Origin of the sequence: Microcoleus sp. N9_A2, assembly GCF_036701775.1 — a bacterium.
In the GTDB taxonomy this organism is placed as follows: Bacteria; Cyanobacteriota; Cyanobacteriia; order Cyanobacteriales; family Microcoleaceae; genus Microcoleus.
Genome location: NZ_JAUBRH010000007.1, coordinates 165,369 through 184,010, shown reverse-complemented (window position 1 = coordinate 184,010; position 18,642 = coordinate 165,369). Strand labels below are relative to the sequence as shown.

Annotated in this window: 10 protein-coding genes; 4 read left to right on the top strand and 6 right to left on the bottom strand. The window is 46.9% G+C overall.

Annotation, left to right across the window (positions count from 1 at the left end):
• Positions 1-472 precede the first annotated feature (472 nt).
• Both QUA44_RS06715 and QUA44_RS06710 read right to left on the bottom strand, forming a co-directional pair.
• Positions 473-1,633 (bottom strand): hybrid sensor histidine kinase/response regulator, encoded by a 1,161-nt coding sequence (locus QUA44_RS06715; protein ID WP_333249292.1) that lies wholly within the window; start codon positions 1,631-1,633, stop codon positions 473-475.
• On the bottom strand, positions 1,633-3,564 hold the full coding sequence (locus tag QUA44_RS06710) for a type IV secretion system DNA-binding domain-containing protein (RefSeq protein ID WP_333249289.1): 1,932 nt from the start codon (positions 3,562-3,564) through the stop codon (positions 1,633-1,635). Before QUA44_RS06710 ends, QUA44_RS06715 begins: the two co-directional genes overlap by 1 nt.
• An 82-nt stretch (positions 3,565-3,646) precedes the next feature.
• Between QUA44_RS06710 and QUA44_RS06705 the strand changes: the two genes are divergently transcribed.
• Positions 3,647-4,711, top strand: a complete 1,065-nt coding sequence (locus tag QUA44_RS06705; protein WP_333249286.1) for a DUF5895 domain-containing protein — start codon at positions 3,647-3,649, stop codon at positions 4,709-4,711.
• 3 nt (positions 4,712-4,714) lie between these two features.
• Here QUA44_RS06705 and QUA44_RS06700 read toward each other — a convergent pair whose 3' ends face one another.
• The 3 genes from QUA44_RS06700 to QUA44_RS06690 all read right to left on the bottom strand — a co-directional run bounded on the left by QUA44_RS06700 (position 4,715) and on the right by QUA44_RS06690 (position 8,665).
• Positions 4,715-5,350: a hypothetical protein gene (locus QUA44_RS06700; RefSeq protein WP_333249283.1), complete on the bottom strand. Its 636-nt coding sequence runs from the start codon at positions 5,348-5,350 to the stop codon at positions 4,715-4,717.
• Between the two features lie 670 nt (positions 5,351-6,020).
• Complete coding sequence (locus tag QUA44_RS06695) at positions 6,021-8,108, bottom strand: hypothetical protein (RefSeq protein ID WP_333249281.1); 2,088 nt, start codon at positions 8,106-8,108, stop codon at positions 6,021-6,023.
• Between the two features lie 335 nt (positions 8,109-8,443).
• Entirely contained in the window at positions 8,444-8,665 is a 222-nt protein-coding gene (locus QUA44_RS06690; protein ID WP_333249278.1) for a hypothetical protein, read from the bottom strand.
• 346 nt (positions 8,666-9,011) lie between these two features.
• Here QUA44_RS06690 and QUA44_RS06685 point away from each other — a divergent pair, with 346 nt between their 5' ends.
• Both QUA44_RS06685 and QUA44_RS06680 read left to right on the top strand, forming a co-directional pair.
• A complete protein-coding gene (locus tag QUA44_RS06685) occupies positions 9,012-9,575 on the top strand; it encodes a hypothetical protein (RefSeq protein ID WP_333249275.1) in 564 nt (187 codons plus the stop codon).
• Positions 9,572-10,249: a hypothetical protein gene (locus tag QUA44_RS06680; RefSeq protein ID WP_333249272.1), complete on the top strand. Its 678-nt coding sequence runs from the start codon at positions 9,572-9,574 to the stop codon at positions 10,247-10,249. The genes QUA44_RS06685 and QUA44_RS06680 overlap by 4 nt, the downstream gene beginning before the upstream one ends.
• A gap of 115 nt (positions 10,250-10,364) precedes the next feature.
• On the opposite strand, the gene QUA44_RS06675 is transcribed toward QUA44_RS06680, so the two are convergent.
• Positions 10,365-14,669: a calcium-binding protein gene (locus tag QUA44_RS06675; protein WP_333249270.1), complete on the bottom strand. Its 4,305-nt coding sequence runs from the start codon at positions 14,667-14,669 to the stop codon at positions 10,365-10,367.
• 234 nt (positions 14,670-14,903) lie between these two features.
• On the opposite strand from QUA44_RS06675, the gene QUA44_RS06670 reads away from it, so the two are divergent.
• Positions 14,904-18,539, top strand: coding sequence for an NB-ARC domain-containing protein (locus QUA44_RS06670; RefSeq protein WP_333249268.1), 3,636 nt, complete (start codon positions 14,904-14,906; stop codon positions 18,537-18,539).
• Positions 18,540-18,642: the final 103 nt, after the last annotated feature.

Here is an 18,642-nt window from a genome sequence, read left to right as displayed (position 1 = left end):
AGGGTTTCTGCATATTCTGGAGTGACGGCAGTCGGACTGAAGTAAACGTTAATTTCGCGTATTTAAGAAGTGATATCAATTCCGTTTATACCGGAATGATATCATTTCAAATTTGATAGAAATATGTCATTGCGAGCTCTTAGCGAAGCAATCGCAATCGCTATGATATCATTCCGATGCTGCCGGAAGTGATATGACATCGCGATCGACATTAACTGTTCCTAGTGGAGACAGCAGTTATTCGAGATATTCTTTGGCTTGCACGATAGTGAATAATAATACCAAATCCGGTTGGCTCGGAATGATTTAACCGCGAAGGCGCTAAGGATGCAGAGGAAGAGAGAGAGGAATAATTTCGAGGCCAACGGATTTGATATAAATCGGGTCAGTAATGTTTTTTTTATTGTTCTCAAATAGGCGTTCATATTTGATAAATTTTAGTCGCAAAACAATTATAGTTTATGATATCTTATCACTCTTCAAACTTTGGCAATGTCAACCAAAACATCGCTCCTTTTCCCAATTCGCTATCAACGCCAATCTCTCCGCCGTGAGCCTCAACAATTTGCCTGCAAATGTAAAGTCCCAATCCCAGTCCTTTCCTTAAACTAACTCCAACTCCCCTCGTATAAGGCTCGAATAATCTTGCACATTGCTGAGAAGAAATTCCTGCCCCATTGTCTGCAACCGTACAGCGAACCATCTCACCTTCCTTTTTAGCTTCTACAGTCAAAATAAACCCAGACTGATTGTATTTAACAGCATTGTCGATCAGATTGCCAAACACCCGCCATAGCTGCTGGGCATCAGCATTGACTAAAGGCAAATCTGCTGCAAAAAGCTGTTTAACCTTGACTCGATGCTGGTTGAGAATTGGTAATCTTTCAATAAGAATATTTTGGACTAAAGCGGGCAGCGACAGCGGCTTCATTGCTAAAAAAGCACTTTTTACATCAAACTGTTGTGTTGCTGTTAGTGACTCAATCAACTGGAGTTGGCGCGAACAACTTTGCACCATAACCTCCACAGTCCGCCTATCAATAGCAATGTTACTGCCAGCATCATTGAGGCGACTTCGCAGCAGCAGCGACATTCCCGATAGAGGCGATCGCAAATCGTGAGAAACAGCGTGCAACAGCATTTTTAAATTGGCTTCTGCTTGCTGTCTTTCTTGAATTTCCTGGCTTAGCTGAACATTTTGTGCAGCCAATTGCACGTTAGCACAACGAAGTTGCTGCTGTAAACGCTGCATTTTAAGTTGAGCCGACACCCGCGCTAACACTTCAACAGGCTCAAAAGGTTTTATAATGTAGTCAGCACCGCCCGCCTCAAACCCTTTTACTTTGTCAAATACGTCATCTAAAGCGCTGATGAAAATTACAGGGATATCGCAAGTAGCTTCAGATGCTTTAAGTTGCCGACAGACTTCATAACCATCCATACCGGGCATTTTTATGTCTAGCAAAATCAAGTCTGGCGCTTGCAACTCTACTGCTTTTAAAGCTCGCTGTCCACTAATCAGCTTCCTGACCTTGTACCCATGTTCAATTAGCACTTGAGACAGTAGTTGAATGTTAGCGGGAATATCGTCAACAATCAAAATGTCAGCCAAAAATTGTTCAGTTTGCTCCATTATCGATCGCCCAATGACAGATTTTTAAGTTTTTTCCGAATATTGCCAACCGCTATTTTCTCAGCCGCGCTGTTCGCACCAGCAGCATTAACTGGCAACTTCACATCAGCCACAGTCACGGGTTCTTCTGAGTCGTTCGGATGTGGCAGCAATTGGTAAGCGAATTGAATCCGCTTGTCGAGTTCTTCATCTATATCGAGCAGTTTACCCGTCTGCCGCTCTACTGACAAAGCTTTCGCCCGCCTTTCAAGCTGCGGTTTGATGCTGCTGTCCCACAGTTGTTCGGACTCTTTAGCTCGCTTTATGTCGCCGGGCCGCACCGGAATCTTGAGAGGGTAAGGAAATAAAGCTTCCGTTCCCGTTGCGTAAGCAGGAGAAGTGATGACGCACTTGCCTTGAGGAAACCTCAGAATTTCGTCAGGACTAATCAGCGGTTTCTTTTGCAACTGTTCGCTCCAGTTGACAGAACGGCTCGTTTGCTGCCCCGTCGAGCTGCCGGTCGATCGATTTTTTACCAGCACTTCCACTTCCCCGTAACGCTTAGAATATTTTTCGGCTGTCTCAAAATCGCCGGGGTTGAAGAGGACGTGAGTTGACAGAGCACTGGCGATCGCCGCCCCTTTTTTATCCCCATAGAGATTATAGAGTTGATTGAGTGATTGAATGCCAACAATCGGTACGCCGCCAGCAGAACGATATTCGTTAGCCCACTGATCCATTCTGTCGAACTTGAGAGACGGAAACTCGTCTAAGCAGTACAAAAATGGGTCAGAACGTACCCGACTCAAATTAGACACCACACATAAGTGAATAGCAGCAGCTAACAGCGGCCCCACCACAGTGCGCCTTTGGTCATCTAATTTGAAAATAATGCACTTTTTGCCTTCTAAAGCAATCGGAATGGTGCTGCGACCAATAAATGCCCTCAGCAAATCTTTTTGAATGAAACTGGAGTAGGTTGCTTCTGCGGTTGCCTTAATGCCCGCCACTGTTTTTTCAGCATCTTTTGAACTTAATAACTGCGAAAAACTAGAGGCAATCCACCTGTCCATTTTGAGGGGATGACCGTCGGGTCGGTGAACGGCGTGGTCGATGCGCTTGACCAAATCTGGCAGTTGAATAATTGCGTACACAAAAGCTAAATCCGGGTAAGGACTGCTTTTTGCCAACTGCACTAAACCCTTCGCCATCAACTCGCCTGCTTTCTCAAAAAACTCATTGCCTTTACTCTCCCCCGGACTAGCATTTCGAGCAATAACTTGTCCAATTTCTGCTGCCATTACTGCATCTTGTGCATCTCTCATAAAATCCAGAGGATTGATAGTGCCGCTGTAAGCTTCCCCTGGCGCAAACACTTGCACATCGTAGCCATAGCGCACTGCAAGGGGTGCAAGCACTTTCATCTGGTCTCCTTTTTTGTCGTAAATAATGGCAGGAAAACCTTGCTGAAATGCACTTTCAACCATCCGGTCAATGACGCTGAATGTTTTGCCAGAACCCGGAGCACCAATGACTAAAGTTCCGCGTTCTGCGTGGGGAAACCAAACCGTCGGATTTGCACCTAATAGCGTTTGCAATCGAGCACTCAATCCCTGACAACCTTTAAACCAATAACTCGGCGTACCGCTCCACAAAGTAACGGGCTGCCGTTTTTTTTCTTTCATTTGCTTGAGGGCAGAGCCTGTGGCTGCCAATTTTTCAGCCGTCCCGCAGAGCCGCCCGGAGGTAATTTTACCCTTCCCGTTTCCAACTAATTTGGAAGCAATAAGTAAGCCTGCCATTAGCCCTAACATTGCCAGTCCCTCTGGCTTCATAAACTGACCCAACAACCCGCCAAAATCTATGCTAGTTAACGAACGTTTAGGAGGTTGAACTGCCATTGGTATCAAGGTAGCTTTGTTAATTTTAGGCAAAAATTGCAAATTGTTCATTTTTTTCACCTCTTAAAAAAATAAATGTTTCAGATAGCGGCTATCGCCTCAAGGGGGAGACCATGACAAAAATAGGTAAACAATGGTAAGAAGCAATAACGCGAAATCTCCCAGTAAGACAGTACAGAATTCTAGTGGAAAGTCCAACACGCAAAAGAACAAGAGTGCTGATTATTACGAGATAGATCCGGAGCTATTAAATAGTGAATACAACCAAACTCGCAAGCCCTCTTTGCCCTATGGAATCGTGATTAACGATAACCCAGCAGGTATTTTGCTCCCGAACGACCAGCTTGTCAAAGCGGAATGGCACGTAATACCTAATGTTGAGGAATTGACAACGGTCGAACTAAGCGAAGAAGTGACAGGCTTACTGCTCCAAAAAGCGAGAATGTTGGTATTAGCTTTTGTGCCTGAGTACATCCGCTACAAAGATATTGAAGAAAATGGAGAATTAGCAGGTACTTTTATTGGGCTTTACGACGAATATCGCGATGCCCTCGATAAAAAGACGCAGGAAGTGTGTTCCGAACACGCTCTCATCTTTCTAAATCCCAAAAACCAACCCCTGCATCAGGTACCGATTGTCGTCCGCTTCAAGAATGTAGCCCTCTGGAGCTTTAAGAGCGCTAGAGAAGAATTTTACCGCAATTTGGAACGGGCATTTGCTGATTGCTTTGGGAGAGATTACAGCGGTAAAAATGACAAGTGGCGCTCTTTGGGAGTGTTGAATGTCGAGTTTAGAGCTCTCAAAGAAGGGGAAGGCAAAAATAAATCCTTTTGCTGCAAAACTCACAGCATTACTCAGCCAACTGATGCTAATTTTCACAAGCTATTTCTCGGTCAAAAACCACAAAAAAAATTGATTTGGGGACTGCACAATAGCATTGCTGGCTTCATTGAGGCTAGCGATGCCGGGTTGCCAGCTATAGCTGCTGGTGCGGAACCTGAAGTCCAGGCGTTGCCAGAAAGCGTAACTAACCGCAAAAATCGAGGTAAATTGTCACCCCCTCGCAAAATTGCACAAGTTGAAGGAGGAACAGACTCAGAATTAGAGGAATTAGATGAATTTTCCGAGGCTGCTGAGGTTGAAGTTGAGGTTGATTCAGCAGAAGATTTTGACTTCGATGAACCCGCAGACTACTAAACACTAACTACTGAAAAGCTGGCTGTCAGCAAGTTGATAGGTAAGGCCGTCGTAGCAAAATTGAAGCTGGCGGCGGCCTTTTTTGGAAAGCTGATTCACTCCTAGACAAGGCAAACCGTCGTGCGAAGAACTGTCAGCCTTAAACAAAGGAGTTTTCTGCGGTTTATGGGGGTCGAGATAAGCTGCAAATACTTCTGTTGGCATTTGACTTGAATCATTAGGAATTAAGTAGCCAACATAAAGGCAGCCTTTTGTACCGCACAGAGTGGAATTATTGAAATCATAAAGGTTCAGCCGTCCTACCGAGCCATTAACTTGCCACACTCGCATTCTCTTAATTGCTTCCGCCGCTGCACTTTGCCCAGCCGCTACTTTGAGTTCTGGAAGGCTGCTGTGTTCCTTTACAATTAGGGTTAAAGTTTCTTTTGGAGTGACTCGCAAAGCTTGTTGCCAAGAAGCTGGTGCGGTTGTTGCTGAACTAGAAGAACTGCAAGCAACTGTCCCTAATAATAACGACAGGGCAGTAAAAACTGTCAAACCAATGCGAAACCAGTAACCAACTTGATTTAACCAAACCGGGGGTTTTACAATCTTTTGGCTGCCTGCTGTTTTTTGCTTAACTCGATTTTGTTCAACCATTTGTTACTCCAATTATACAAAATAACAGAAAAAAAAGGACAATAAAGCGGAAGAAAAAGACACAAAAAGAGAGAATCTTTTGCTTAAGTAAGCTGTTGTATGTCTAAAATTCACAGTCAATTTTAATGATTTCCTTATCGGAATATAAAACGACTATGCAATTTAGAGCGAGAACAACTTAGGAACAAGTCATATCAAATCCGTTGATATCGGAATTATTAATCTCTCTCTTTTCTTTCTCTGCGTCCTCTGCGTCCTCTGTGGTTTAATCATTCCGATGCCACCGGAATAGATGTCAGAACAGAAATGCAATAAAATTCATTTTTCGGAATAGATATCAGAACAAAAACGTAAGAAAATTCATGTTTTCAGCACTTAAAAACGTCCTGTTAGCGAAAAAGTTGTTAGAATCCACTACGCTTGGCTTAGCCCTTTCAGACGAATTCCATTTCACGAATTTTTAGGATATACAGACTTGTGAAAGGAAGTTAGAGTGTTCTTACTTGAACCGTATTGTGTTAGAGTTCACGAGTGAACGCAGAGACACTATTTGTAAGGTGTTTGTAGGTGCTTTTCGGTGCAGTTGGCCACAAATACTGTAAAATTTGCTGTCTTGCGTAAGTCCTATAGTTGTTAATACCTTGCATTTCCACTTCCCCTTTCCCTTTGTTCAATGGGAGAGTGCAGCCGTGCCAAGAGTAACTGCTATCCCCAAACCGATTAGCATCAGAAAAATTTGCTGCTTTCGCTTGTGAAAAAGTCGAATTAAAAACCACATTCCCCCCAAAAAAGAGCTAATGAACAGCGCAACCTTAATACTCCAACTAGCATTTAAAGTAATGCCGGAGCCGACCGAGTTGCTGATGCCATTGCTGTCACCAGAATTAGCTTGGCAATTGTCCCTGGTATTGTGGTTATAAAGCTCTCGAACTTTTTCCCCGTACTGTTTGAGAGAGTAGCCACCTAAAATGTTGGAATAGCTGGCATCAATTTTACTGCCAGAACCCCCAAAGTGTTTCTGTGCTACTCGCTCAATTAAGCGATCGCCCTTGAAGACCTGCCCAGTTTTAGGGTCAATTTCCTGTTGGCTGCTGACTAAGTTCTCAGCTAGAGAATTTTGCAAGACTTTATCCTGAACAGCAGGAGGAAAATATTGGAAGAGTTCCTCTCTTGTAGGTTTTTGGCCTTTGTTGACGTTCAGGATAAAGTTAGCCCCCCCTGCAATTGAGCTGACAGCACGTTGCACCTCTTCCCGGTAACTCATCAACTGATAGCGACCGATCGCCCGCCCGCAGTTGCGAGATCCTTCGGTACAAACGATCTCGCCAATGGCTTCGTAGTCGGCACTGACTGCATTTTCCAAATTGGTGATTCCTTCGGAAAGCTTTGCTAACGCCTCCCCTAATGAAGCTACATCCACACCGTTAACGTAAGTTGCGGGGCGCGCGCACTCTCGCTTGGATTCAGGTAGAGGCTGAGTTGGTAAAGGGTTTTCTTTAGTTTGATTTGAACTCAGCGGCTTTGAAGGTTTTGTTTCAGATGCGACGCCTTTTGAACGCGAAATACTGTTAGAAGAACCGCCCTCCAATCGACCGACAAACATAGGCGAATTAACGCTGTAACTGAGAAACGGAACCGGACCAATAATGTAAGGCGATTTGCCGCAGGGCAAACTAAACCTGAAGTACAGAGCCGTGTCAACAGTATCGCTGGTTTCTGACGGTTCCATTACCACTACTTTAAACACTTCCCCAAAAGGATGCCGGCCCGTCGGTTCCCAACCGCTCAAACAGCCAGAACCACCTCGCACTTCCTGATATTTGCCGCTAATCCACTGCTTGCCTTCTAGTGGCCCTGTGGCGCGGCGACCGACGTTTTCCATGTCGTCGAGTTCGATATAAGCGCAATCTTTCTCGCAAGCTACCGCAAATCCTTCTACATCAGAACCGGAAATTGTATTAGAGCGTTTGCTTTCGTACCGACTGTAAATCGTGTCAATTCGCATGACTGCGCTGCCAATGGACGCAATAGGAACCGGAAAGCTAGAAAGCGGGACTTGACTCAGGAGCGGAATATTGCTGATGAGTTCCTCTGACCACCCAGAGAACTGTTCTAAATTTACGCTATTAAGGTTGGGGATTTGGGCGAGTGCAAACTCAGATAGGTCAATTTGGTTAAGTTTTGCCTGCGCTAGTTGCGGTACTTGTTTTACAGCTTGACCAATTGGTAATTGGTTGATGTTAGGGTTCACTCCGGCTATTTGAGAAGATAAAGAAGCAATTGGAGGAACATCGCTCAATTGAAATTGGCTAAGATTCGGAACAATTTCAGCCAAGTGACCGACAGTTTGCTTACCAGCTAAGGGAAATGCTGACAAGCTGATATTCTCTAAATTGATATCCCCTAGTGCCAATTGTTCAATTGCTTGCAAAGACAGAATTTCAGGTTTTACATCGTTAATGTCCCCCAGCTTCAAGATGTTGTCAACAGAAGTGCCGGCTTGCCAGCTTCGACCGCCAGAACTTCCAGAACTAGCAACCGCAGGCAGGGAACTAAAGGTAATCTGGCTCCAATCTGGCAGCAAAACTCTAGATTGTTCTTTTTCCCAAATTTTAGTAGGTAAGGGACTGGCGCTAGCAATTAATGGAAAGCTTAAGAAAGTAATGCAGATGAAAGCAAAAATTAGGCAGAGTGTACTGGCAGCTATTAAGGCAGAGCCTATCTGGCTTGATTTTTTTAACGGCTTGGGACTGTTCATGGAAATCCTCTGGATGTTAACTAAAATTAGGTAAAAAAAACTGCTCTATTCTTTCTAATTTGGAAAAACTTTCAACTGTTTTTAAAACATTACGAAAAATAGAGCAGTATTGCATGCAGAAATTACCCATCAGCTAAATCCCTCTCCCCCTCTCTCCCCCTCTCTCCCTCTCGCCCTCTCTACCTTTCTCCCTCTTTTCCTCTCCATTTTAGGAATTACCCAAAAACCCGGTTTTTCTATGTAATTCCGTCATTTTAGGTTGAGGATGAGAACGAGAAACTGGGTTTTTTAGGTTGATGCGTCCAGGACTGCATTTCTTGATCTTCGCTTTTTCTTTAATCAAGCTCCAGCTCCAACTGTGGATTCGGGCGGACTGCTGAATCTGTCCAAGGAGTATCTGCTAAGTTTGACAAGTCATAGACATTTTCTTGGTAAGCGTTGTCAAAATTACCTTGACGAACTTCCCTTGATGACGAGTAACCGACAGTCAGATCGGGTTCCGATTCGTAACCGGAGTTGTTATATCCAGAATTAGGTTCAACTGATGGAGTGTGCATGGTTTTTATCAGTTCATGTGGTCAACAATTCCAATTTAAATCGCATCTAGTTCCTGCAACTTCATTCCTGTGAGCGATTTCGTTCAGTAAAAATTACCCCCTCTAAATGGAGGGGGCAGCTTTATGAAGGTTGTTTTGTAGTTTCTCTTCTGTACTGCATCCAGGTATTATCCATAGCTGTATGCCTGTAGCTATCAAGGGCGCGGTAGTCATCCCAAACGTTGTTTCCAAAACCTTTACTATTCAGTTGATTCCCGGTGTAGATCACCCAGTCATACATAAATTTATCTATCAACGTTAGAAACTGTATTAGGCTATAATCTAGTTATCGAGTTAGGTGTTGCAATTGAATCGCCCCATCCAGCTTCTTCGAGTTCGAGATATGCAGGTGGTTGACGCCATCCTGACATCTGTTACCCAAAAGCATTTAGAAGATGCCGCAACCCTCTGGGAACCAATCCTTAGAGGTAGTGGGGAAGAAGATGAATACTGGGATTGGGTGAGCAAAAGCTATCGAACTAAATTTTTACCGGGAGATGAACTATATGCCATTGAGTGCGATGGCACAACTCAGGGTTTAATGACAATTGATATCCTAAAAAAACGCTGCTATATTGAGTCTCAATTAAGACGTAGATTGGTGTATATCAGGGCCCTAGCAACGGCTCCTTGGAACCGACTTGCTATCACCAATCCTCCTACTTATAAAGGAGTAGGTGGAACTCTGATAGATTTTGCGATCGCCCGCAGCAGCGAAGAATTAGGATATCAAGGGAGGATAGGCTTGCACGCATTGCCCGGTGCGCTAGTATTTTATAGAAAATTGAGAGTCGGGCTGCTAGACTGCGGCCCAGATCCTGAAGAACCCGACAATCTTAATTACTTTGAAACATTGAGGACAGACAGATGAGTAGATCGATTCCCTCCGAGCCTCAACCTACAACAGAGAATACAACCTGCCACCAGCGTTTGATGGAACTGGTAGAAGCTGAAGATGCAGCTAACGGAGAAGTCGGCTGCGGCCGGAATTTAGGAAATAAACCTTTAGTGTATCTAAAAACCTGTGGCATCAATATATCTGATGAGAAGTTAAGAAGTTTGTTGAGGGAGTATTTAGGTCATTTATTGATGGAGGTAGATTTTGACTCGATCGTCACCCAAGTGAGTTATTTTATAGAATCGCTAGTAGTGCAAGAAAGCACTCGATCGTCGAATCCTCAACCGAAATTAACGCCCAAAGAATCAGTTGCAGAATACATTCCCACGCCAGAACTCAAACAGTGTATTGAATCGGAATTGGGGGAGTTTTGTTCGTCAAGTGCGATCGAGCAAATTGTTCTGTATACTTGCCAAGTTATTGACAATTCAATTCTACAACCCCGACATAAGTGGCCCCAACCTATTTGGGTGCTAAGCGCTATTCAAAAAGTGTATATTGCTCAGGCTTCTAGTTTAGATGCAGCAATTGCCCGAGTGAAAGCACAGTACCCTCACGAAACCGGAGAATTGCAAGTTATCAAAGTCGGAGGTCTTCTCGCGCCCGATCGAGTTATTTCCTTGGACTTGACTGACGATTTTAGATAAAAAAATTGCCCAGTTAACCGCGACAGAGTATCCCGAAGCTCATCACTTAAGTTGAGGCTTTCGCTTCCTATGGCGTGGGAAGCGAAAGCGGTAGGAGAGAAACTCTCGATGCGACTTAGAGAACAGAGAAATCCCACATATTAAGGGTTTTAGCTTCCACGTCAATGAGGGTGGCTAACAGTTCACCAGTTCCCTGGTTAGCGATTAGGGTATTTTTAGCATTGGTGTTAGTGCCTTGAGTAATGGTGAGTTGCTCGAAGGCTAGACCATTCATTAATCCCAGATAATCGATACCGGGGACAAAGTTGAAGATGGTGTCACTTCCAGCACCAGCCGCAAGCACGAATAGATCCCGACCGTTGTCACCGTAGAGTGTTTCTTGGCCTAGACCGCCATCCAGGATATTATCGCCCTGACCAGCGTAAAGCTTGTCGTTGCCAGCACCTCCTGCTAGCGAGTTGTTACCAGCACCTCCGTAGAGGAAGTCATCACCGTTATCACCAAAGAGGTAATCGTCACCGTCCTGCCCTCGCAGAATATCGGCACCATTGCCACCCTGAAGATTATCGTTGCCGTTGCCTGCATTGAGGGTATCGTTGCCGTTCTGACCGGAGAGTTGGTCGTCGCCATCGCCGCCTATAAGCTGGTCATCGCCCGATCCGCCCTCTAGGTAGTCATTGTCAGCACCGCTATCAAGAACGTCGTTGCCGTTGCCACCATAAAGTTGGTCGTTGCCTAATCCAGCTATGAGGAGATCGCTACCTAACCCACCTTCTAAGTAGTCATCACCTGCACCACTATTGAGGGAGTCGTTGCCATCTTGACCGTAGAGTAGATCGCTACCCTCGCCTCCAGTAAACTGGTCATCACCTGACCCACCGTACAGATTATCATTACCAGTCCCCCCATCAAGACTGTCGCTACCGTCTTGACCGTAGAGGAAATCATTGCCATCATTTCCAATTAGCTGGTCATTGCCCTGACCGCCTTCGAGGTAGTCATTGCCGGTACCTCCATCTAGGGTATCGCTGCCGTCCTGTCCGTAGAGGCGATCGCTACCATCGCCACCTAACAGTTCGTCATTGCCAGACTCGCCATATAGATTGTCATTGCCTGCTTGTCCTAGCAGTTTATCGGCATCATCGCCACCCCACAGGAAGTCATCACCTGTGCCACCATCGAGGTAGTCGCGTCCTTGCTGTCCGAAGAGTTGGTCGTCATCTGTGCCACCTTCGAGTCGGTCGTCGCCAGTACCGCCGTCGAGGTAGTCCTTGCCTGCTTGACCGTAGAGGCGATCGCTACCCTCGCGACCGTAGAGCCAGTCATCACCTTCGCCACCATCTAGGAAGTCACTGCCAGCGCCGCCATCAAGGATGTCGTAGTCTTGTTTACCGTAGAGGCGATCGTTACCCTCGTCGCCATTGAGTTGGTCATTACCCGTGCCACCATCAAGGTAGTCATCGCCCGTGCCACCTGCAAGTTTATCCTCATCTTGCTGACCGTAAAGGCGATCGTTCCCGTCGCCACCATTGAGTTGGTCGTTGCCTACACCGCCATCAAGATAGTCATCACCTGCTTGTCCGAAGAGGGTATCGAACCCGCTGCCGCCGTAGAGAGCATCATTGCCTGTTCCGCCTTCGAGGATGTCGTAGTCTTGTTGACCGTAGAGTTGGTCGTTGCCGTCGCCACCGAAAAGGCGATCGCTACCTTCGCCACCATCCAGCAAGTCGTTACCCGCGTCTCCGTTCAGGGTGTCAGTGCCAGCTTGACCGAAAAGGCGATCGTTGCCGTCACCACCTGAAAGCAGGTCGTTACCTTCACCACCATCGAGGAGGTCATTGCCAGCATTACCTTCCAGGGTGTCCTTACCTGCTTGACCGTAGAGTTGGTCGTCGCCGTCGCCACCCGTCAGCTTGTCTTCGCCGATGCCACCATCGAGGAGGTCATCACCCGTTCCTCCAGTTAAGGTATCGTTGCCTTGCTGACCCAAGAGTTGGTCGTTGCCCTCGCTGCCAAGGAGTTGGTCTTCGCCTTCTCCACCTTCGAGGTAGTCATTTCCTGCGTTTCCATCGAGGGTGTCGTTGCCCTCCTGACCGTAGAGTTGGTCGCTGCCTTCTCCGCCAAGGAGTTGGTCGTTGCCTGCTTCACCTTTGAGGAGGTCGTCGCCAGCTTCCCCGTAGAGTTGGTCTTTGCCTTCTCCGCCGTAGATGCGATCGCTCCCTGTTCCGCCATCAAGGGTGTCGTCGCCAGCTTCCCCGTAGATTAGGTCATTGCCGCCTAAGCCACTGATGATATTGTCCAACAGGTCGCCGATGAGCAAATCCTCAAATTTGGAACCTTCGAGGTTTTCGATGGTTTCTAGGCGATCGCCATCCGCATCTCCAGCCCAACCTGTCCCTGTTGTCAAGCTAACGGCTACAGCAGTTGCAGAGGTGAAATAGGAAGCTGCATCGTTACCAGCACCGCCATTGAGAGTATCGGCATCCTTACCGCCAACCAAGAAATCGTCACCGTTCTCACCGAACAGAGCATCTTGACCTTGTTCACCAAATATGATATCTTTACCGTCTCTTGCTTGGACGATATCGTTACCTTCTCCAGCATGGATGATATTGGCTTTGGCATCGCCGATAATTTCATCATCAAAGAACGAGCCAATGACGTTTTCAATGTTATAGAGTTGGTCATTGTTGCCAAAGCCGTCTGTTGCTTTGTTTTGCTCTAAATTGACTTTGACTTTGGTTTGATTTGGGTCGCGGCGGTAGCTAACGGTATCCTTGCCGTCGTCTCCATCAAGGTAGTCATTTCCGGCATTACCAATGAACAGGTCATCCCCTGCTAAGGCTTCAATGCGGTTGTCTTTACTGTTGCCAATGAGAACATCATCATACTTGGAGCCGATGATATTTTCCAGATTTCGCAGGATGTCTGTGGTGCCAAACCCATCTTTAGCAGTGCCTGCGTTGATGGTAAAGTCGGGTTCTGTGTCGGTAGGTATGAGGCTGGTAGAAACTATAGTTGTGTGGAGAGAACCACCAAGATTTTGGTAGTTCTTTTGCTCGTCAATATTGACAATTACACCACTCGGCGAGTTTTCGTAGCTGACGGTATCAACTTCAGTACCACCGTCAATTAGGTCCTCGCCTGCTTCTCCCATTAGGAAGTCGTTGCCTGCTTCTCCATATAAGGTGTCGTTACCAGCATTGCCATTTAGGTTATCAGCACCAGCACCACCTGCTAGTTCGTCGTTGCCTGCATCGCCTTTGAGGATGTCATCGCCATCTTCACCGAAGAGTTTGTCATTTCCTTCGTTGCCATCAATTCTGTCATCACCTATCCCTCCTATTAAGAGGTCATTGTCTCCCTCACCCAGTAACTCATCGTTACCACTGCCACCATCAAGTAAGTCATTTTCTGCACCACCCAGGAGTCCATCATTATCACCCTCACCATATAACTTGTCATTCCCTTCTTGTCCATCAAGTAAGTCATTTCCTGCACGTCCGAAAATGCTATTATTTCCTGAATCTCCTAGAAGAAAGTCAGCTTCATCTGAAGGAAGTAGTCCGTAGGAGTAAAAAGACTTGAAAGCTTGAGAAATTGCTGCTTCATCTGTACCAGTCAAGCCAAAAGGAACAGGCTGTTTGGGCAAAGGAGGTGACACAGCATACCCAGTTGAACCATCAAGGCTAAAGAAAATTTCACCAGGGTCATATTCAGCTTTGAGCAAATTGTCGTAGTTGTATCCCCTCTTAGGATTTTTAGGATCGACAAAAAGAGAATCAGCACTAGACCCATCAAAAGAGTACCTCCCAGCGATATTGACAATGGCAACTGCTACAGCATCAATGAATTTATCTTCAGACTCATAAGCCTCTTTCTCCATTGGTATATTGTCATAATTCAGCCCACCAGAATAGTAATCTCTAAAGTAAGCCTCACCAAATTTTACTAGACTACTGTTTCTCTGTTCATATTGCCGAGAATGGACAAGTTCATGAGCTATAAGGCTTAACTGAGCAAGTGTATTTTCCTCTGACTTTGAAATATAAATGTTGAGACCGAAGGTTTGACCCTCTGTTTTAGTAAGTCTCACTTTTGGAAAGTTTTGAGAGAACCCTAACTCATCCAGTAAAACAGCATCGTAGTGTATGCTTACCCGATCAACAAGGCTGCCAAAATGAGGACGTAGATAGCCTTTTTGAACATCCGTTAGCGCAGATGCAAGTGGATTTTTCTCTAACATCTTTTGAGCTGCTGCAGGATATGCAAGTCTTCCAAAACTACCCCACTCATCCTCTGCTAATGGTTTTAGAGATGGAGATTCAACTTTTTCTATCGGCACAAAAGTTTGAAGTTTACTGCCAGCAGCATTGAGACCAGCATTGATCGTATCTGTAGAAAAGGGATTCTGTAGCAAGTCCGGCAGTCGGAAAAAGTCCGATAAAAGTCCGCTCGAAGTCTGATCGAGGTCAGATGTAGAATATAAAAATCACCTGTTTTACAGTCAGCGGAGAAATTCTGTCCGACCGATCGCTCTGTTGGCTGCTCGACTGCGATCGGTCAAACTCGAACCAGGCTTAAATGCCTGCATTTTTAATAAGATATTTATCTTAGAGAAAAAATTAATTTACCCTACCCAGACACAGCATTTATGACGGTTGAAGAGGCGATCGAACTGGTTGAGCAACTGTTGGAACGGGGAAAACTGACGAAAGCCCAGGAAGCAGTTCTTTGTGGCACTTGGTTCGGGAAAGCCTACGCTCAAATTGCTAAAGAAACAGATTACGGTGAGGGTTACATCAAAGATGTTGGCGCAGACTTGTGGCGCTCGCTCGCAACTGTTTTAGGCGAAAAAGTGACGAAGCAGAACCTGCACGGCGTACTTAAGCGAGCCGCCAAGCTAAAATTAGCAGCATCCCCCTTGTTACCGCTTCCACCTTCAGCTTCCCCCCGCTCTCGCATCGACTGGGGTGAAGCGATCGACGTGTCTCGCTTTTACGGGCGCACGGATGAACTGCACGCGCTGAACCAGTGGATTTTGCAAGATGGATACCGTCTAATTGCCCTACTGGGGATGGGTGGCATGGGCAAAACCGCATTGTCAGTCAAACTGACCGAGCAAATCCAGGAACAGTTTCAACTTGTGATTTGGCGCTCGCTGCGGAATGCTCCGCCACTCGATGAAATCTTGACCGATTTGATTCAATTCCTATCGCACCAACAAGTCAGCGCTTTACCGGAAACGACTGAAGCTAAACTATCTCTGTCGATCGCCTGCCTCCAGCAAAGACGCTGTTTGGTAGTGCTAGACAACGTAGAAGCCATTTTGGAGAGCGACACGCAAGCCGGAGAGTACAAAGCCGGCTATGAAGGCTACGGTTATTGGTTCGATCAAGTTGGCGAGATTCCTCACCGCAGTTGTGTTATTATCACAAGCCGCGAAAAGCCCAAGGACGTTGCCAAGCTCGAAGGCGTTCGCTCAACTGTGCGATCGTTCGCTCTCAAAGGGCTGACTTTAACCGCAGCACAAGCAATTTTTCAGGATAGAGACTGTGCAGCTAGCGGTGAAACCGTTTGGGAGTCCGTCATCGAGCGCTACGCGGGCAACCCGCTGGCACTCAAAATTGTCGCGGCTGCTATTTGGGAATTGTTTGGCGGCAATGTCGATCTGTTCGTGCCCTATCTGAAGCAAGGCGGGCTGAAGTTTGGCGACATCACCGACTTACTCGATCGCCAGTACGAACGGCTCGCGCCACCCGAACAGCACATCCTGTACTGGCTCTGTATCGCTCGGGAACCTACTTCGCTGGCAGAGCTAGAGCGGAATGTGGTGTCAGAGCCGATCTCACGCCAACTGCTGGATATTCTCACCTCGCTGGTGAGGCGCTCTCTGGTGGAGCGATCGGATCGGGGCTGGTTTCTCCAACCGGTGGTAATGGAATACTTAACCGAGAAGTTGATCGCTCAAATCTGTCGGGAAATTACGCAACAGGAATTAGCCTGCTTCAAAAGCCATGCCTTAATCGAGGCTACGGCAAAAGACTATGTTAGGCAAACCCAGATCCGTTTGATTTTGCAGCCGATCGTTAGCCAGCTTGTCGATCGACTGGGCAACCAGAAAAGCCTAGAATTTTACCTGACACAAATTCTGGCTCAACTGCGACAACAACCAACGCTACCGCCCAATTACGCGGCGGGAAACCTGCTCAATTTACTGTGCTATTTACAAACAGATATCGCGGGCTACGACTTTTCCCAGCTAACCGTTTGGCAAGCCGATCTGCGAGCGGTGAATCTAGCAGGCGTGAACTTTACTGGAGCCGATTTGAGTCGCTCTGTGTTTGCCGAACTCTTCTCGGGCGCGATTTCGCTGGCATTTAGTCCCGATGGGAAGCTGCTAGCAACCGGCGATTCTCGCTGTGAGGTTCAGGTTTGGGAGGTTGCCAGCGGCAAACAACTCGCAACCCTGAGAGGGCATGAGAGTTGGGTGTGGTCGATAGTTTTTAGTCCCGATTCTCAATTATTAGTCAGCGGTAGCGATGATTATTCTGTAAAGGTATGGAATTTAGCAACAGGTGAATGCCTGCAAACCCGCAAAGGACCCCCAAACCTGCTGAATGCAGTGAGTTTTGGTAATTCAACATCCAGGGAATTGGAAGGTTATTGCACCTTGGCCGGTCAGGATTCCGATACCTGGCATCCAGCAGCACTGTTACAGCATATTGAAGCGCTTCAGGGACACAATTTTCTGGTGCGATCGCTGACTTACAGCCCTGACGGGGACTTTTTGGCATTGAGCACTTCAGCTTCAATTATCCATTTGTGGAATATTCAAACTGGCGAGTGCCAGCTAACCTTCAGCGGACATCAAGACTTTGCGCGGCTGCTGAAGTTTAGCCCCGATGGCACCGTCTTAGCGAGCAGCAATTTCTTAGCGAGCAGCAATTTTGACGAAGAGAGAGAGCGCTACATCCCAGAAGTTAAGATTTGGGATGTCAGAACCGGAGACTGTCGGCTGACACTGCAAGGACATTCAGGCTTAATCAACGATTTTGCCTTTAGTTCGGACAGTCAATGGCTCGCGACGGCCAGTAGCGACCAAACAATTAAGCTTTGGAACCTGCAAACGGGCGAATGTGCTAAAACCTTCCTCGGTCACTCCAGTCGAGTGCTGAGCATCGCGTTTGCACTCCATGACCAGTCTTTAGCCAGCGGGGGGGATGATCGCGCGATCGTGCTGTGGGACATCCGCACGGGGCGGAGCCTCAAAACATTCCAGGGATATACCAATGCTATCTACTCGCTGTCGCTGTCGCCCGATCGCCGCACCCTTGCCACTTCTCATGAAGATGAATCCGTCAAACTTTGGAGTTTGGAGACAGGAAAGGTGTTCGGGACGCTGCGCGGGCATGGGAACCGAGTGTGGTGTGCGGCGTTTCCCCCGCTGCCAAATCCTGACGCTAGTGATGAAAATCAATACGCGAACAACCTGCTGGCAAGCTGTGGGGCTGACTACAGCGTGAAACTCTGGAATTGGCAAACCGGACACTGCCTGAGAACGTTGCGAGGTCATGCCAACTGGGTGTGGAGGGTTGTCTTCAGCCCCAACGGACAGTTACTCGCTAGCGGGAGTTACGATCGTACAATCAAACTTTGGGATGTACGGACAGGTGAGTGCGTCAGAACATTTCAGGAACCAGCCAGTGCCATTCTGTCAGTTCTCTTTAGCTTTGATGGGCAATCTCTGATTAGCGGAGATTATGGTGGGACTGTGAGGCGGTGGAACGTACAAACAGGCTCCAGCCTCTGCTGTTGGCAGGCTCACGAGGGGCGAATTTTTACGCTTGCCCTGCACCCGGACAACATTCGGGTTGCCAGCGGTGGCAGTGACCAGCTCGTTCGGCTGTGGGATGTGCGGACGGGTCAATGCTTAAAAACGTTTCAGGGACATCGGGCTGCGGTTTCAGCCGTTTGTTTCGCGACCAACGGGCAGCACCTTATTAGTGCTAGCTTCGATCAAACTATTCGGATTTGGGATATTGCCACAGAACATTGCATTCAAACGCTGCAAGGACACCAAAATGTTGTTTCCTCTGTCATTGATGACACTGCATTGTTCAGCAGCAGTCTTGACCAAACCATCCGAGTGTGGAATTTGAGCTCTGGAGACTGTCTGAGAACGCTGATTGCCCCACGTCCTTATGAAGGTATGAACATCACCGGAGCTATAGGACTAACTGAAGCTTCCGTAGCAACTTTAAAAGCACTGGGGGCGATCGGGAATTAAAGTAGGGGTAAATCGCATCGCTGAAATTTTTTCCTCCTGTCGCACATTGATGGTGTTGCTAAACAAAACTTTTTGCCTTTTAAAAAAATTAGATCGGCTACCT

What these genes read in the sequence shown, in the direction of transcription:
- QUA44_RS06705 (WP_333249286.1), top strand. Translation starts at nt 3,647, where the DNA reads ATGGTAAGAAGCAATAACGCGAAATCTCCCAGTAAGACAGTACAGAAT.
- QUA44_RS06670 (WP_333249268.1), top strand. Translation starts at nt 14,904, where the DNA reads ATGACGGTTGAAGAGGCGATCGAACTGGTTGAGCAACTGTTGGAACGG.
- QUA44_RS06695 (WP_333249281.1), bottom strand. Translation starts at nt 8,108, where the DNA reads ATGAACAGTCCCAAGCCGTTAAAAAAATCAAGCCAGATAGGCTCTGCC.
- QUA44_RS06715 (WP_333249292.1), bottom strand. Translation starts at nt 1,633, where the DNA reads ATGGAGCAAACTGAACAATTTTTGGCTGACATTTTGATTGTTGACGAT.
- QUA44_RS06690 (WP_333249278.1), bottom strand. Translation starts at nt 8,665, where the DNA reads ATGCACACTCCATCAGTTGAACCTAATTCTGGATATAACAACTCCGGT.
- QUA44_RS06680 (WP_333249272.1), top strand. Translation starts at nt 9,572, where the DNA reads ATGAGTAGATCGATTCCCTCCGAGCCTCAACCTACAACAGAGAATACA.
- QUA44_RS06710 (WP_333249289.1), bottom strand. Translation starts at nt 3,564, where the DNA reads ATGAACAATTTGCAATTTTTGCCTAAAATTAACAAAGCTACCTTGATA.
- QUA44_RS06700 (WP_333249283.1), bottom strand. Translation starts at nt 5,350, where the DNA reads ATGGTTGAACAAAATCGAGTTAAGCAAAAAACAGCAGGCAGCCAAAAG.